A 15,321-nucleotide genomic window follows, 5' to 3' on the forward strand; every position below is an offset into this window, starting at 1 on the left:
TACCAGTTCTTAAATATCAACCTTTATCCTGAGTCTTGTGGATAATTTCAAGGTGAAAGTTAATTTCTTTTCCCTTGCTCCTAACCCCTAACCCCTAGGATTTAGCGCTTCGGTGTCTGGCATCGTATATTTCTGAATTAGCTAAAAATTTATGTATCAATTCCAGATTATTGCACACACGCAAACGGGTGAATCTATCGGTCTCGTCGGTTCTACTCCCGAATTGGGATTGTGGAATGTTACGAAATGTGTTCGCCTTCGTACAAGTGCCGATCGCTATCCATTGTGGTGGACGGATACGGAAATCGATTTTGGATCTCTTCTGGACTCTGGCGATCCCCCGATTGCTGCGGGACGAGTGTTAAGCGATCGCCAGAAGATTGAGTATAAATACGTGCATTTGGATTCAAAGGGCAACGCACGATGGGAGGCTCTTGGAGTAAACCGTTGGGTGCCGATTGACAAAGGCGATCGCTATAGCAGTATTGTTGTGGATGATGGCGCATTTGGTTATTTGCAGCCGTATCCCTTTGGTTATGTTAAGGAACCTGCTGTTGAGATGTCTTTGCAGAAAGTCTCTGAAGGACTAAAAATAGTTCTTATTGGCAGTTCCGTTGCACGAGGTCATAAAGCTTGGTTGTTGAAAGGTTGGGCTTGGTTGTTGGGACAGGCTTTGCAACAAACATACGGACACCAACTTGTGAATGTATCTGAGGTGGGGGCAAATGTCAGCCGAACGATCCAGCGGTTTGCGTCAGTCGTTACGCCAGAAAAACCGGATGTCGTAATTATTGCCCTGTCTCTGGGTAACGAAGGGTTAGCTTATTGTCCCCCTCACGAACGACGGGCTATCCAACGGCGATTTGAAAGTGGCTTGCAGAAGCTTGTGAAAATGACACGGGAAATAGGCGCACGTCCGATTCTGGGAGGGGTCTATCCCCATGGCGACTATTCCCAGGAACATCATTCGTTGCTCAAGGGGACGCACAACCGTATGCTAAACTGGGGCGTTCCGGTACTGGATTGGTTGGCAGTACTAGATGATGGGCAAGGAAATTGGAAGGCGGGGATATCTTTCGATCCATCTCACCCCAATACAGTTGGTCACCGCCTCATGTATCAGGCAATTGACTTGCGCTTGTTTGAGATCGATAAAGAGGAGTTGGCAACAGAAAAACAAAGTTTCCAGCAATTGGACAAAGCCCCTCTCTACCTTGATAATGCGGGCTTCCAAGTTTCTGCCTGTATTGAAGAGAAGTGTTTGCGGATTGTCAACCCATCACCGTACAGCTACACTATCGCTCCCTATTGGAGGGAACTGCAAACTACACTGCAAAGTAAGGCAGGATTGATACCGGGTATTTACATCGCGAAGCCCATTCAGCAAGGAGTACTTCCTTTCTTTGCTGTGCAAGAGGATGGCACTATCGAAACGACAGTCAATATTCCCCCTGGTGCTAATCTGGAGTACGGTGCTGCCTTCCATCTTTTTTCGCTGCCCAACTCACAAGTTTTGTTCCACAACGAGCAATTGGGAATTGTGCGAGAGGACGAGCAACGCCTCTGGGTTATTAACGAATCAGATCACGACTACAACATCCATCCTATGTGGCAAGAGGTGCGTAGCGTACTGAAAGCTATGCCAGGAGGTGTCTATGAAGATCCGTTTCATCCCGATATCCCTTTCCGTACCATGATGATAGGCACCTATGGGTTGGAAAGCCGGGTAAAAATACCGCCCAAGTCTGCTGTGGTTTTTCAATACAAATGCAAATTATCGGATATCAGCCGTGTCGCAATTATTCCATTAGGCGATCGCTGTGCTGTGCGGATGATGTTATACAAGATGGAGTATGATGGTCCCGCTTTTCCTTTCGATCTAACACGCACTACCAATATTGCAGATGTTGCGGATATGATCGAAAACCGTTTCTATGATATGTGGAACCCTCGCTTCCTACATTACAATCCAGAGGCAAACAGAATCTACCACAGTAAATGGACGGGTTTGTCCTTTGCTCATGAAGTAGAGGATACAGACAACCCCCTTCACGATTTGTCTCCTGTCTTTGAACGGATGCGCGTTCGTTACACGGCACGTTCTGAACGGTTTTGGTACACGATCCAAAATTGCGATAAGGCGCTTTTCGTCCGCACGGGTATTGCTAACCGAGGTGGTGTTATGGATCTCGTTTCCAAGCTGGAAAAACAATGTCAGGGAAAGCCATTTCACCTCCTGCTCCTTTCTCCCCAATCCAGTCATGAGTTTTCAGACCTCCCCAACGTGCTACATTACAATGTGGAGTTTAATCCCGACCGGATGTATGACGATTTGGGTCACTGGATGTATTGCACACAGGTGATGCGAGGAATTCTTGAATCCCTTGGGGTGTCCAGCAAAAACTCTTTTGGTGTCCGCCTAAACCTCCGGTAGGGAGTAGGGGGTAGGGAATAGGGGTAGGGAGTAGGGGGTAGGGGGTAGGGAGTAAGGGGAAGAAATTTTCATTTTTCATTCCCTCGTTGTGGGCGCTTGCCCATGGGTATTGAGCTGAAATCGGTAAAAAAATATGAATCTTCCATTGATAGCCCGTGCTGAAGAACACAACGAGAACATAGCGATCGTCACAACTGAAGGAGCATTTACTTACCGGGATTTGCTCCACACCTCTAGTCAAATTGCAATAAGTTTGCTTCAGAATGCAGAAGATTTACAGGAGCAGCGAGTTGCCTTCCTCATTCCGCCTGGGTTTGAGTATGCAGCAACTCAGTGGGGAATTTGGCGGGCAGGGGGAATTGCTGTACCTCTGTGTATTTCCCACCCACGTCCCGAATTAGAGTATGTAATTACACATTCTGGAGCATCGACACTCGTTGCCCATCCAAATTTTGAGGGTATATTGCGCCCCATCGCTGAATCACAAAATTTGCGATTTCTTCTGACATCAGAATTGCTATTATCTGATGCAGGTCGTCTTCCAGAAGTGGATATCAGCAGACGCGCATTAATTCTCTACACGAGCGGTACAACAGGTAAACCTAAAGGTGTGGTGACAACTCATGACAATATTCAATCACAAGTGAAAAGCTTGATTGTTGCGTGGGGATGGACATCAAGCGATCGCATCTTGCACGTACTCCCATTACATCACATTCACGGGATTATTAACGTACTGACATGTGCTTTATGGGCTGGGGCGGAGTGCCATATCCCGAGCAAATTTGATGCTGATATCGTTTGGGATCGAATTTCTCAGGGAGACTTAACCCTATTTATGGCAGTTCCTACAATTTATGTCAAGCTAATTGCTGCTTGGGAAGCGGCTTCTAGCGATAAGCCGGGTACGGCTTGCGCCAAGGGCGAACGTCAAAAAACGATGTCCGAAGGCTGTGCCAAAATGCGTCTGATGGTTTCTGGCTCAGCAGCGTTACCAGTTCAAGTTTTAGAAAAATGGAAGACCATCAGCAACCACTTTCTACTTGAGCGTTATGGCATGACTGAAATTGGCATGGCGCTGTCAAACCCTTTACACGGTCAAAGGTATGCGGGATATGTGGGAACACCTCTACCGCAAGTAGAAGTCAGATTAGTGGATGAAAGTGGAGAGTTAGTTCCACCAGGGACACCAGGAGAGATCCAAGTTAAAGGACCTGGAGTGTTTCTGGAATATTGGCAAAACCCGGAAGCAACCGCAAAAGCCTTCCGAGATGGGTGGTTTTTGACAGGGGATCTCGCCGTAGTTGAGAACGGTAACTACCGCATCCTAGGACGAATGAGCGTGGATATTATCAAAACAGGAGGGTATAAAGTTTCCGCACTGGAAATTGAGGAAGTATTGCGAACCCATCCAGACATTCAAGAATGTGCGGTGGTTGGGATTAAAGATCCAGAATGGGGTGAACGAGTTTGTGCTGCGTTAGTCTTGCAACAGTCAGAGCGGTTAACATTGGAAACTTTTAGGAGTTGGGCAAAAGAGCGATTAGCGGTTTATAAAGTCCCAACCCGAATTCTGTCAGTTGAAGAATTACCTCGCAACGCCATGGGAAAAGTCACTAAGCCAGCAGTCGCTCAGTTATTCACCTGACCAGTGACCAGTAACCACCCTCGTTCCCAGGCGGAGCCTGGGAATGCAGTCCGCGAGGCTCTGCCTCGCAAAACTGAATCTTCACTCTTTGCGCTCTGGTGCGCCCTCTGCGGTTCGATAGTAATTTATTTAACCGCCGAGACGCAGAGTTCGCAGAGGTAAGAGGAGAGAGCGCTATTCATTTCTTGAAGTTTTTATCTACTTTGACAGGGCTAGCATTTGCCCACCCTACTTTATCTTTTTCACGATTGGTGATGAAAATTTTTTCATCGCGACTCCTCGGTACAAGAAAGCTGAGTACGGGAGGCTCCGCCTCCTGCTATGCATTCCCAGGCTGAGCCTGGGAAGGAGACAACTGCTTACTGGTCACTGTTTTTTTCGGATCTGGGTTGAGCGTCATCGTATACAGATAACGCTAGTCCTGCAATTGTTATGTTTTAGTTATTATGACTTTGTTGCAATCCTCTCAGCCAACAAAAGAAAGAGATATACGTACTGTTGGGCGGTCATTACAGCCCTTGTCTTTTATATTACTAGCTTTATTATTAGTTACGGGTATTGGTGCTCGCTTGGCATACTTACAAGTTCTTGAAGGTCCAAAACTTCGGAAAAGAGCAGAGTCAAACCGGGTGCGGATGATTCCGAAACAACCAGAACGAGGTAACATCTTCGATCGCAATGGTAAAGTCATCGCCACAACTCGCTATCCCCGTTCTGTGTACTTATGGCCAATGGCACATACGAAACCAGCATGGTCGGTTGTGAGTCCGCGCTTGTCAAAAATTCTCGATATGCCTGAAGAAGAAATTGTGGATATATTAGAAAAGGCGGGTGCCAATTCTTCTCTCGTGCGGATTGCTCGCGACCTCAGCGAAGCGGAAATCACTGCTTTAAAAGAGTATGAAATCGAACTACCTGGTGTAGAAGTTCATACGGAAGCAGTCCGTTTTTATCCTTACGGACACGCTTTGGCTCACGTATTGGGTTATACACGAGAACTCACAGCCGAACAGTTGGAGGAAAGGAAGAAAGACGGTTACCGACTCGGCGATGTTATCGGTCAAATGGGAGTGGAAAAGGCTTATGAAAAAACATTACGAGGTGAATGGGGCGGTCAGCAAGTAGAAGTAGATAGTAGAGGGCGATCGATACGTGTATTGGGAGAAAAACAAGCTAAACCAGGTAATGACCTCCATTTGACGTTAGATCTCAATGCACAATTAGCAGCCGAAAAAGCGTTAAAAGGTCGTAACGGTGCTGTTGTGGCGCTTGACCCCAATACTGGGGGTGTTTTAGCAATGGTATCTCATCCCGGCTTTGATCCAAATATTTTCTCCAAGCAAACACTCTCGAAAAAAGATTGGGAAAGCGTGCAAGGTAAAGGCTTTCCTTTGCTCAATCGTGCAGTCAGCAGTGTTTATCCACCCGCCAGTACTTTTAAAGTTGTGACTGCAACGGCTGGGCTAGAGTCAGGAAAATACTCTCCCAACACAGTGCTACAAACTTTTGGTTCTCTCACTGTTGGTGGGGTGACTTTCGGTGAGTGGAATCATAAGGGATTTGGTCCTTTGGGATTTGCAGGTGCTTTAGCATGGAGTAGTGACACTTTCTTCTACCAAATTGGACGGGGCGTTGGCGGTCGAACTCTCATTGAATGGACTCGCAAATACGGATTTGGGGAGAAAACAGGTATTGAGTTTGAAGCCGAAGAAGCCAAAGGTAACGTTCCAGACGAAGCATGGAAGCGAAGAGTGTGGAAAATGCCTTGGACAGTAGGTGACAGTATCAATATGTCTATCGGTCAAGGTGCTTTACAAACGACACCATTACAAGTTGCTGCGATGTTTGCTGTTCCAGCTAATGGTGGATATCGAGTCAAGCCCCATTTGCTCAAAGATAACGATGTAGCATCTAACTGGCGCACATCTTTAAATATGAAACCATCAACAATCAAAGTTCTCCGTGATGGATTGCGGAAGGTGGTATCTGAAGGCACTGGTGGTGCTCTTAGGGTAGAAACAATTCCTCCTGCTGCTGGTAAAAGCGGTACAGCCGAAGCATGGAAGGGACGCGAGAAAGCCAATCACGCTTGGTTTGGAGCATATGCACCGGCTGATAAGCCAGAGATTGTGGTGTTGGCATTTGCCGAACACTCTGGTGGAGGCGGCGGTAGTGTTGCTGCTCCAATAGTGTTGCAAGTGATGGAAGAATATTTTCACAAGAAGTACCCAGGGAAGTACCAAAAACCCAAGGTTGAAAATTCACAGCAAAAAACTCCAAGCACCGCAAACAGGCGGCGAAATTGAGGAAGAGACGAGGGGCTAGGGGAGAACATTCCCTTGCCTTCTTAATTTTGTGTAACTTACAGCGATTTTCAAGTAAATAGACCACATTGTAGGGGCGCAAGGCCTTGCGCCCCTACAAGTCTGTAATGACCATTATCCATCAATGCATAGGATGGTCAATTTGTACAGTGCGTAAGTCCTACTGGAATGGTTTGAGGGTTACGCTAGTCTTAATCATCGCCTTTCTATTGTCAGTACTACTGTCAAATATTAGTGCGAGATCGTCCCCGACTTCTCTTATGGCACAAGTCCCGATGCCGCAAAGGGAGTCCAATCCCTGTAGTGCTTTGACTCAGAGAGATTTTACATCCCTTCAAGATGCGCCCACTGCACTTTTTTCTGCTCAAGTCATTCCTGCTAAGGCTCAGACTCCTGAATACTGTGAGGATGGTGAGAGCGATCTCGACCTATTCCTACAACCTAGATGAACCACACCGTTTATAAGGGCGCAATGCCTTGCGCCCCTACGACTGTGGTCTATTTACTGCTAGGTCATCTGTAGAGCAGTATTTTGAAATTGTTTGTCTAACTGCCAAACACCGCTTGTTTGTGGATGATTGACATCTGAGCCAGTATTTAGAATTTGTGGTTGACAAAACCGATATATCGCAATATATTGAATTTATAAATAACGATATATCGTGATATATCAAAAATACAAGGAGTTACATAATGTTTAGACAATTTCATCCACGTGTTCCTGTACCAGTCCATGCAGGAGTTGGATTTGGCAATCAATCTTTCATGCGTGGGCGACACGGACACAGAGGTTCGTCTGGTGGTGGCTGGGGAGATGCGCCTCGCAGCCGTCGCGGTGACATCAAATTTATGCTGCTTGGGCTTCTGTCTGAGCGCCCCCAGCATGGTTATGAATTGATTAAAGAGCTAGAAAACAGTCGAGGAGGCTTCCGCCGTCCTAGTCCTGGCTCTGTCTATCCAACACTTCAGATGTTGGAAGAAGGCGGATATTTGACTAGTGAGCAAATCGATGGTAGACGTGTCTTCACAATCACAGAGAGTGGTAGACAATTGTTGAGCGATCGCCTAGAGCAGTCGAATTCCAGAAACACAGAAGACAGTTTGACACAAAGCAAGCCTTCGGAATTGATTGAGTTGCGGCGTACTTTAACAGAGTTGAATGATGCAGTCACACAAATTGCTCGCAGTGGCAATCTAGAGCAAGCTTTGCGAGTACGCGATCTGCTTGTTCAGGTAAAGCGTGAGATTTACAAGTTTCTTGCAGAGCAGTAACACAGAGGTGACGATCGCTAAAATCTTCTTTTTGAGTGTTGAGGTCATTACTTTAGCTTGGTAAGTATAAAAAACTTTAATGTTTGTAGTTTATCGAACTTTCTTATTACAAAGAAATTGATAACTTATGTTAAAGATTTTTTCAAAATCCGCGTAGGCGGACTTTGTTTGTGTAGTGGTTAATTTTATTCACCCAAAACTTTTTTATTAGCCTAAACGAATAGAATTCGTAGCTATACAATCAAAACCCGCCTCTGCTTTGTTATTTTTATAATTAATAACCATTATGCATGAGTTAGGAATTACTCAAAACATTGTCGCTATTGTATCCGAACACGCTCAAGGGAAAAAAGTGCAGCGAGTTTTACTAGAAATTGGCAAACTTTCTGCCATTATGCCTGATGCTGTGAGATTTTGTTTTGATGTTTGTACTCAAGGAACTGTTTTAGAAGGTGCAGCTTTAGAAATTCTAGAACCTTCGGGATTGGCACGCTGTTGCCAATGTGGCTTGGAAATTCCTCTAGAAAAGCCTTTGGGAAGTTGTCAGTGTGGCAGCATACATTTAGATGTAATAGCAGGTACAGAATTAAAAATCAAAGAGATAGAAATTTAATTTTGAAGTTTTGATTTTAAATTATTTATGTGTGTAACTTGTGGTTGTTCTGACGATGCTGAAGTCACAATGATTAATCCTGAAACAGAGGAAGTACAAGCAATAAGTAGTAACGGGAATGCTCATCCGCATTTTCACACTCACACTTTACCGGATGGAACAGTTATCTCCCATTCTCATACCCACGATAGTTTGACAGAAGCTTCTCACATTCATGCGAAAACTCATGGCACAACAATATCATTAGAGCAAGATATCTTAGCAAAAAATAACCTAATAGCAGCACAAAATCGAGGTTGGTTTAAAGGTCGAAATATTCTGGCTTTAAATCTCATGAGTTCTCCGGGTGCAGGAAAAACAACTTTACTCACTAGAACTATCAATGATTTGAAGCATCAATTAACCATTAGTGTCATTGAAGGCGATCAAGAAACTGCTAACGACGCTAAAAAAATTCAAGCAACAGGTTGTAAGGTTGTACAAATCAATACGGGAACAGGCTGTCACTTAGAAGCAGCAATGGTAGAACGAGGACTACAACAACTCAATCCTCCGTTGAATTCGGTTGTGATGATTGAGAATGTAGGTAATTTGGTTTGTCCCGCTTTATTTGATTTAGGTGAAAATGCCAAAGCTGTAATTCTTTCGGTAACGGAAGGGGAAGACAAACCAATCAAATATCCCCATATCTTTCGTGCAAGTGAGGTCATGATTCTCACTAAAATTGATTTACTGCCTTACGTACAGTTCGACGTTCAGCATTGTATAGAGTACGCCCAACAAGTCAATCCTCATATTCGCATTTTCCAAGTTTCCGCATTGACTGGTACAGGACTAGCTAATTGGTATAGCTGGTTGTTAGATAAGGTTTCAAATATAGCAATCTTAAATCATTTGTGAAAAGTTAGATCCCCAACAACCCCCACCTCGTTCCCAGGCTCCGCCTGGGAACGCCTAAGTAGAGGCTCCGCCTCCTGTTCCAATCTGTAACGCGGGGTAGAGCCTCGCAGTTTGCATTCACAAGCCTTGGGTGAACGACAAGAAGTCACCGAATCTGACCAAACCTTTAGTTATACTAACTACCAGCATCAAAAACTTGTCTTGCCGTTAAAGTCAGCCCAGGAAACGTTGGAGACACGATGCGGTCGTCACCTCTAAACTGGTTAAGTTGATAAATACCCTCAACCAATGAGTAAACTGAAATAGTTTTTTGCTTGGGATTGCCAATAAATCGCCTACCACCAAGAGCAAGGTAATCCACAATCCAGTATTCGCAAATGCCGAACGATTCATATTCCTCTAATTTCAACGCGTAATCATCTTCCCAGTTAGTTGAAACTACTTCAACTATGAGTCGAATAGAATCGCCTCGTGTAATGATAGACTCCTTTTTCCAACGAGATTCATGATTACCAACTTGTTGTTTATCTAAAACAATGATATCGGGTTCATAACCACCATTGTCTCTTGGTTTAATAACACATTCTTTGGGAATGAAGTAAGGTAGTGAAGAGCGACGAATTTCTATAAATAACTCACCGTTGAGCAACCCTGCTACTTCTGAATGCGGTCCTGTTGGTTTAGGTACTTCAACAATTACACCATCATGTAATTCGTATTTATGTTCTGAATTTTCTGGATACCATTCGATAAATTCATCAAATGTTACTGTTTTTGATAAAGCTTGGGTCATATTCTACTCTCAATCAACCTTAAGTCATAGTTTCAATAGGAGCTACGAGAAACACCTAATCATAGCATTCAATGGACTGTGAGCGGCTGAGTTTCTGTAATGTTGTCTGTACATCTCATGTCAGAATTCTATGGGCTTTCAGTGTCATGCCTGTAAGCTGGCAAATGCGCTGAAAATTAATTGCAAGATTTTGATAGTCACGCAAGAATTGTATAGTTGGATGCAGAGCATTTTCCTAAACTGGTTTCAATTGCTTCACGCCCCACATACAGTCCTAAATATTTTGTCATGACTTTTCTCACCGATCGCTCTAATATTCGGACTGAAATTCAGGAATTTCTTAAGCTTGCTATCCCATTAGTCAGCGCTCAACTTGCCCAATCTGTTACGGGTTTTGCCGATACTGTCGTTATGGGTAGATTAGGACAAGACACTTTAGCTGCAGGTGGATTAGCCTCCATAACCTTTATGACGCTGTTAAACACTGCAACTAGTATGGTGTTAGGAGTCAGTCCTCTCGTAGCAGCAGCGCATGGTACAGGAGATAAATTACAAGTTACGCAAATAACACGTCAGGGATTATGGATATCAGTAGTCCTGGGAATATCTTTGATGCCAATTGTCGGAAATTTGGATGCGCTCATGCTTCATCTCGGACAAACTTCTAGAACGGCTTTTTTAGCAAATGAATACCTAGATGTAGCACTTTGGTGGATATTTCCTGCTTTGGGGTTTACCGTACTGAGAAGTCTAGTAGCTAGTGTATCTCAAGCTCGTCCGGTAATGGTCATTGCGATCTCTTGGACATTGTTTGATATTGTAGGCAATTATGCACTAGGGCTAGGTATGTTCGGTTTTCCAAAAATGGGATTGGTGGGTTTGGCATTGACTAGTGCTCTCAGTTTTTGGGGAAGGTTTTTGTCTCTAATCGTCTACATTCTCTGGCACAAACAACTTAGAACTTACTGTATTTTTCTCTCGTTACATCAAATTAAACCGTTTATTATTCGGCAATTGCTTTGGCTTGGTGCGCCAATTGGTATAGCAACAGCTATAGAGTACGGAATGTTTAATATCGTTACATTCTTAATGGGTGCTTTGGGAACTGAGATTTTGGCAGCACACCAAATTGTTTTACAAACCGTAGGCATTTTTTACATGATTCCATTGGGGATGTCGTATGCTACAACGGTAAGAGTCGGTCAATGGTTCGGACAGCGAAATATAAAAGCAGCCAAACAAGCTGGATACATTAGCATGGCTTTAGGTGCAGGAGTGATGACACTCATAGCGATCGCAGTGTTAATCTTTCCTCAACATATAGTAGGATTATTTATCGATTTGCGCGACCCTGCAAATGCAAAAGTTTTATCAATTGCTGTTCCTATGCTGTTTGTAGCAGCTTCAGGAGAAATTGTAGATGGAGTACAAAGAACTGCTAATGGCGCACTGCAAGGGCTTCAAGACACTCGCATTCCAATGTTACTCAGCTTTTTTGCTTACTGGGGAGCTGGTTTGACTAGCGGCTATCTGCTAGGTTTCCACTTTGGTTTTGGTGGCGTGGGCTTGTGGATCGGACAGTCAATTGGGATAGCGATCGCATCTATTGCTTTCATCTGGCGGTTTCGCCAACTGTAAATCTCACAACAATAACCAGTAACCTAGAAGGCGATCAAGCAACTACTAGCGACGCCAAAAAATTGGTATAGCTGGTTGTTAGATAATTTGTTAATGTACAGAGGAAGTTGTTAGGGAGGTAAGAGCGATGGCTGAGGTTCTTATCCAAGATTTAGAACCAGCGCTGCTGGAGAAGTTAGAAATGCTTGCGAAGCTTAATGGGCGATCGCTACAAGCACAGTTAAAGCACATTTTACAAGCAGCAGTTCAAGCCGAAAAGCTAGAGCAATCTGAAGCTTTAGTAGTTAGTAAAACACCAGAAGAATTAGGTTGGAGTCCGGGTTTTTTTGAGAGGACTGCTCTTAAGTGGGAAGGAGAACTGCTAACAAGAGGGGAACAAGGAGAATATGAACAGCGACTCTGGGATTTTCTGTGATTTACCTGTTAGATACTAATACATATATTCAATATATAACTCGTTTTAGTCTCTATAATGCAACCGCTGGTATAACTCTTCCCAAAGGAGTACCATCAAAATCAGCATCAAAGCTAACCAAACGCAATCCCCAACGTTCAGCTAAAACATACTGATAAGCATCATCAAAGTCTAACTTTAAATTCTGAGCAACTTCTGGTAGAGCATCTAACTCGTCTAAATTTAGCCTTACTTGACGCATACCTACCTTGACATCTTGCAAAAACAAACGAAATACTTCTGGCATCTGACGTCGTACTAGAATGATGCCAATTGAATAAAGACTAAAATCACTAATATGAAGACTGTCAGCAGGCGCATTTAATAAAAATTTCCGCGCTTCGTCAGCCCTTTGCTGCTCCAAAAGCACCTCTAAAAAGACATTAGTATCTACGAGAAACACTTAATCTCCCCATGTCTCTAAAACTTCACGTTGTAAATCTTGAGCAGAAAGGTTTTTATGGTTCCGCAATGCCCCCGCCCATTTTAACTCTAAAGGTTTAGTCGAGGCGCGGTGTTTACTAAGCAAAAACTCAGCAAATTCTCTGACTTGCTGTTGTGAATCTGGTGGCAATTCATCTAAAATTTCTTGTATAACGTTAGTGTTACTCATACTAGTATTCGACTTATCTCTATTTCCCTAATCATAGCATTCAATAGACTGTGAGTGGCTGAGTTTCTGTAATGTTGTCTGTATTAGGAATGTCATACACTACAACAGTACAAGTCGGTCAATGGTTCGGACAGCAGTACGCAGATCTGAAACTAAAATTATGCTAGTTAGTATCGCGCCTTATTTGCTCAGTACGTACAGACTTATTCAATGTGCTTTCCCTAATGGTGTGGACTCTGAGTCTTACTTTCCACTCCTGGCATTACTTTATAATGAAATGAGCCATCGCTGCTTGGCACAAGTCATGGCTCAATACACTGGAAAAGACTATTTATTGTTCTTAATGATGTGTATGGAGTAGAGTCCGCAGAAATACCATCACCTGAATCAATTGTCAAGGTGAAACAACGTTTGCTTGCTTGTGGTTATGAAGAATGGCTCAAAGAGTAACAAGAAATAGATTTGGGTGTTCCTCCGCAGGCGATCGCGAATCCGAATCCCACAACAATAACCAGTAACCTATTATTATCGGTCACTGGTCACTGGTCACTGGTCACTCGTTAAAGCCAATCTCTATAAGCTGATATCTCATTTACACTTACTTCAATCGGTGCGCCTTTGCCAAAGGGAGGATGAACAGTAATTTTTGCATTACTGGCAAACCTCTCTAGCCGATTTCCAATCTGTGGAATATTACTGACTATATGCCAATACGTGACTATGTCCGGGCAGTCGATAACTAGGGTCAAAATACCATCGTTGGTGGTGATATACCACTGACAACTATAGAGTAGTGCTCGTGTAACGCGATCGCACGCCTCAAAAAAGCATCTACCAGTAGACCTTTCTAATTGCCAACGCAGGATTCTATCTATTTGCGTTGCTTCAGTGGGTGGCATATCTTCCGGGGGGAGGAAGGGTCTCTTCATCATAACTTACCCCTTCTAGCTAATAGCTAAGGTTTATTTAAGTGCCTTAAGTTTATGTTCTAGACGTAGTTCCGCACCTCTTGGTTGTAGCGCGTTAAACTCTCTAGGTTCTTTTGCAAACTAAAAGATGAAGGTTTCAGCGCTAACGTCCCTAAATTAAGTTCATCCTGAAATCTTTTGATTTTATCGCGACAAGTCGCAACATCTCCAATGATGGAGTTCTCAATTAAGTAGTCCTCATCAAAACAGATGTTTGTGCGATCGAAGGGTTTCAGGTTTTGATTTGGGCTGTTCTGTATAACTTGAGCGGTGTTAGCTTTCATTTTCATACTGAATTGGCGGATGAAAGGGAAAGCCTCACTTACGGCTTCATCATAAGTCTTAGCGACATAAAAGAAGCGTGCGAGCATCAAGTCCTCAGTACCGCCAGAATTTAAGGTACGATATTGGGTTACTGTTTTCTTCAATCTTTCTAGGGAAAACGGAGGTCCTCCCATCAAAGCAAAGGAATGTTTTGCAGCGAAAGCAATCGCATCGTCATTACCGCTTGCGATATAAACTGGAACCTTTTTTTGCAATGGTTTTGGGTGAACTGTAATGCGATCGCACTGATAATACCGTCCCTTGAACGATACATCCGTTTCATACAAAAGCTGATGAATCAAAGCCATCGCCTCAAGCATTTTGGGGCGGGATTCACTCATAGGTATGGCGAAATGCTTGTTTTGATCTGGAAATGGTCCCCCTTTGGCGACTCCAAACAAGAGCCTTCCATCACACAGATTGTCTAATGTAGCAATATCTTCCGCCACTCGGATCGGGTTATGAAACGGTAGCAAAACCGCAGCGGTACCCAGTTTGATTGTTGAAGTCACACCTGCTAAATGTGCTACCAACACCAAAATTGATGGGCTGAGATTAAATTCATTGAAATGATGCTCTGAGATCCAGGCTTCTTCAAAACCCAGACTTTCAGCATACTGTACCAGCGTAACTTGCTCTTGAATAGCAAGACGAGAGTTTTGGTGATGGTTTTCGTAGTTACAAAAAAGACCAGTTTTCATTGCAAGCGTCATTTTTTCTTCCTAGGTGGAAACCCAGTGCAAATCCAACCACAAGCGTGGATGTGCTTCTTTCAGCTTGGACATTGGATCGCGTAGCAGTCGCGTTGCATTTAGGAAAACGACTTGAACTAGCCCCATGTTTTCTGCAACTTCTCGGAGTATTTCCTTATGAGATTGCACGTGGTGCATTATATTGTCAGAGCAATAAATTCCTAAATAGAGCAAGCGCTTGGGAGGGCGTCCCCAGTAAGTAGAGATAACTTTCACATAGCAACCGTTTAATAATTCCCCTACTTTTGGGTAATAGTGATTGATGACCCTGAGAAATTCTTGGGTTAGAATATCTTCACTAATCATTAGAAAAGGTGACATTTGTAGGGATTATCACTTTATCTAAGATAACACATTTTGGTTATATTTATCTGATAAATATTGAATGAATTACAAATTTAATAATTTATTTTTTTAGGTTAAATAAAATGTTTTTAGGACAACAAAAAATACTCTCAAATAATTTACCCCCCCTTAATCCCCCCTTTCCAAGGGGGGAAATTAGAGTTCTAGTTCCCTCCCCTTTACAAGGGGAGGGTTAGGGTGGGGTAAAACAAAATCTTAAATCACCAAATATATTGTGGGGAT

At 43.5% G+C, this 15,321-nt stretch carries 16 protein-coding genes; 10 read left to right on the top strand and 6 right to left on the bottom strand.

Annotation, left to right across the window (positions count from 1 at the left end; all coding sequences use genetic code 11):
- The first annotated feature begins 151 nt into the window (after positions 1 to 151).
- The 7 genes from F7734_RS37125 (at position 152) to hypB (ending at position 9,191) form a co-directional block, all read left to right on the top strand.
- On the top strand, positions 152 to 2,434 hold the full coding sequence (locus F7734_RS37125) for a DUF1796 family putative cysteine peptidase (RefSeq protein WP_243147296.1): 2,283 nt from the start codon (positions 152 to 154) through the stop codon (positions 2,432 to 2,434).
- Positions 2,435 to 2,567: 133 nt separating this feature from the next.
- Positions 2,568 to 4,082, top strand: a complete 1,515-nt coding sequence (locus F7734_RS37130; RefSeq protein ID WP_155749475.1) for an acyl-CoA synthetase — start codon at positions 2,568 to 2,570, stop codon at positions 4,080 to 4,082.
- A gap of 446 nt (positions 4,083 to 4,528) precedes the next feature.
- On the top strand, positions 4,529 to 6,388 hold the full coding sequence (gene mrdA, locus F7734_RS37135; protein WP_155749476.1) for a penicillin-binding protein 2: 1,860 nt from the start codon (positions 4,529 to 4,531) through the stop codon (positions 6,386 to 6,388).
- A gap of 278 nt (positions 6,389 to 6,666) precedes the next feature.
- Positions 6,667 to 6,855 (top strand): hypothetical protein, encoded by a 189-nt coding sequence (locus F7734_RS37140; RefSeq protein ID WP_155749477.1) that lies wholly within the window; start codon positions 6,667 to 6,669, stop codon positions 6,853 to 6,855.
- Positions 6,856 to 7,099: 244 nt separating this feature from the next.
- The gene (locus F7734_RS37145; protein WP_155749478.1) at positions 7,100 to 7,678 is read left to right on the top strand and encodes a PadR family transcriptional regulator; all 579 of its coding nucleotides are present in this window, start codon (positions 7,100 to 7,102) and stop codon (positions 7,676 to 7,678) included.
- A gap of 286 nt (positions 7,679 to 7,964) precedes the next feature.
- A complete protein-coding gene (gene hypA / locus F7734_RS37150) occupies positions 7,965 to 8,291 on the top strand; it encodes a hydrogenase maturation nickel metallochaperone HypA (RefSeq protein WP_155749479.1) in 327 nt (108 codons plus the stop codon).
- 27 nt (positions 8,292 to 8,318) lie between these two features.
- The gene (gene hypB / locus F7734_RS37155) at positions 8,319 to 9,191 is read left to right on the top strand and encodes a hydrogenase nickel incorporation protein HypB (protein WP_155749480.1); all 873 of its coding nucleotides are present in this window, start codon (positions 8,319 to 8,321) and stop codon (positions 9,189 to 9,191) included.
- Positions 9,192 to 9,366: 175 nt separating this feature from the next.
- Here the strand turns inward: hypB and F7734_RS37160 are convergent, their stop codons facing one another.
- On the bottom strand, positions 9,367 to 9,984 hold the full coding sequence (locus tag F7734_RS37160; RefSeq protein WP_155749481.1) for a Uma2 family endonuclease: 618 nt from the start codon (positions 9,982 to 9,984) through the stop codon (positions 9,367 to 9,369).
- A gap of 216 nt (positions 9,985 to 10,200) precedes the next feature.
- Here F7734_RS37160 and F7734_RS37165 point away from each other — a divergent pair, with 216 nt between their 5' ends.
- Entirely contained in the window at positions 10,201 to 11,622 is a 1,422-nt protein-coding gene (locus F7734_RS37165) for an MATE family efflux transporter (protein ID WP_243147297.1), read from the top strand.
- A 127-nt stretch (positions 11,623 to 11,749) separates the two neighbouring features.
- Positions 11,750 to 12,037 carry a hypothetical protein gene (locus tag F7734_RS37170; protein ID WP_155749482.1) on the top strand — a complete coding sequence of 96 codons (288 nt, stop codon included), beginning with the start codon at positions 11,750 to 11,752 and terminating at the stop codon, positions 12,035 to 12,037.
- Between the two features lie 52 nt (positions 12,038 to 12,089).
- Here F7734_RS37170 and F7734_RS37175 read toward each other — a convergent pair whose 3' ends face one another.
- Both F7734_RS37175 and F7734_RS37180 read right to left on the bottom strand, forming a co-directional pair.
- Positions 12,090 to 12,479: a PIN domain-containing protein gene (locus tag F7734_RS37175; RefSeq protein ID WP_166482394.1), complete on the bottom strand. Its 390-nt coding sequence runs from the start codon at positions 12,477 to 12,479 to the stop codon at positions 12,090 to 12,092.
- Positions 12,480 to 12,689 carry a DUF2281 domain-containing protein gene (locus F7734_RS37180; RefSeq protein ID WP_155749483.1) on the bottom strand — a complete coding sequence of 70 codons (210 nt, stop codon included), beginning with the start codon at positions 12,687 to 12,689 and terminating at the stop codon, positions 12,480 to 12,482.
- A gap of 160 nt (positions 12,690 to 12,849) precedes the next feature.
- Here F7734_RS37180 and F7734_RS37185 point away from each other — a divergent pair, with 160 nt between their 5' ends.
- Positions 12,850 to 13,050, top strand: coding sequence for a DUF3349 domain-containing protein (locus F7734_RS37185; protein ID WP_243147298.1), 201 nt, complete (start codon positions 12,850 to 12,852; stop codon positions 13,048 to 13,050).
- A gap of 199 nt (positions 13,051 to 13,249) precedes the next feature.
- Here F7734_RS37185 and F7734_RS37190 read toward each other — a convergent pair whose 3' ends face one another.
- From F7734_RS37190 to F7734_RS37200, 3 genes are read right to left on the bottom strand one after another with little or no spacing between them, the layout of a single operon-like run.
- On the bottom strand, positions 13,250 to 13,621 hold the full coding sequence (locus F7734_RS37190) for a hypothetical protein (protein ID WP_155749484.1): 372 nt from the start codon (positions 13,619 to 13,621) through the stop codon (positions 13,250 to 13,252).
- Between the two features lie 56 nt (positions 13,622 to 13,677).
- On the bottom strand, positions 13,678 to 14,682 hold the full coding sequence (locus F7734_RS37195) for an LLM class flavin-dependent oxidoreductase (RefSeq protein ID WP_155749492.1): 1,005 nt from the start codon (positions 14,680 to 14,682) through the stop codon (positions 13,678 to 13,680).
- 21 nt (positions 14,683 to 14,703) lie between these two features.
- Positions 14,704 to 15,039, bottom strand: a complete 336-nt coding sequence (locus F7734_RS37200) for a hypothetical protein (protein ID WP_155749493.1) — start codon at positions 15,037 to 15,039, stop codon at positions 14,704 to 14,706.
- Between the last annotated feature and the right edge of the window lie 282 nt (positions 15,040 to 15,321).

This window comes from Scytonema sp. UIC 10036 (assembly GCF_009725235.1).

Bases quoted from the DNA above. Each gene is read 5' to 3' on its own strand.
- F7734_RS37145 (WP_155749478.1), top strand. From the start codon at position 7,100: ATGTTTAGACAATTTCATCCACGTGTTCCTGTACCAGTCCATGCAGGA.
- F7734_RS37140 (WP_155749477.1), top strand. From the start codon at position 6,667: ATGGCACAAGTCCCGATGCCGCAAAGGGAGTCCAATCCCTGTAGTGCT.
- F7734_RS37130 (WP_155749475.1), top strand. From the start codon at position 2,568: ATGAATCTTCCATTGATAGCCCGTGCTGAAGAACACAACGAGAACATA.
- F7734_RS37195 (WP_155749492.1), bottom strand. From the start codon at position 14,682: ATGAAAACTGGTCTTTTTTGTAACTACGAAAACCATCACCAAAACTCT.
- hypA (WP_155749479.1), top strand. From the start codon at position 7,965: ATGCATGAGTTAGGAATTACTCAAAACATTGTCGCTATTGTATCCGAA.
- F7734_RS37125 (WP_243147296.1), top strand. From the start codon at position 152: ATGTATCAATTCCAGATTATTGCACACACGCAAACGGGTGAATCTATC.
- F7734_RS37180 (WP_155749483.1), bottom strand. From the start codon at position 12,689: ATGAGTAACACTAACGTTATACAAGAAATTTTAGATGAATTGCCACCA.
- F7734_RS37200 (WP_155749493.1), bottom strand. From the start codon at position 15,039: ATGATTAGTGAAGATATTCTAACCCAAGAATTTCTCAGGGTCATCAAT.
- F7734_RS37170 (WP_155749482.1), top strand. From the start codon at position 11,750: ATGGCTGAGGTTCTTATCCAAGATTTAGAACCAGCGCTGCTGGAGAAG.
- F7734_RS37185 (WP_243147298.1), top strand. From the start codon at position 12,850: ATGCTAGTTAGTATCGCGCCTTATTTGCTCAGTACGTACAGACTTATT.
- mrdA (WP_155749476.1), top strand. From the start codon at position 4,529: ATGACTTTGTTGCAATCCTCTCAGCCAACAAAAGAAAGAGATATACGT.
- F7734_RS37160 (WP_155749481.1), bottom strand. From the start codon at position 9,984: ATGACCCAAGCTTTATCAAAAACAGTAACATTTGATGAATTTATCGAA.
- hypB (WP_155749480.1), top strand. From the start codon at position 8,319: ATGTGTGTAACTTGTGGTTGTTCTGACGATGCTGAAGTCACAATGATT.
- F7734_RS37190 (WP_155749484.1), bottom strand. From the start codon at position 13,621: ATGATGAAGAGACCCTTCCTCCCCCCGGAAGATATGCCACCCACTGAA.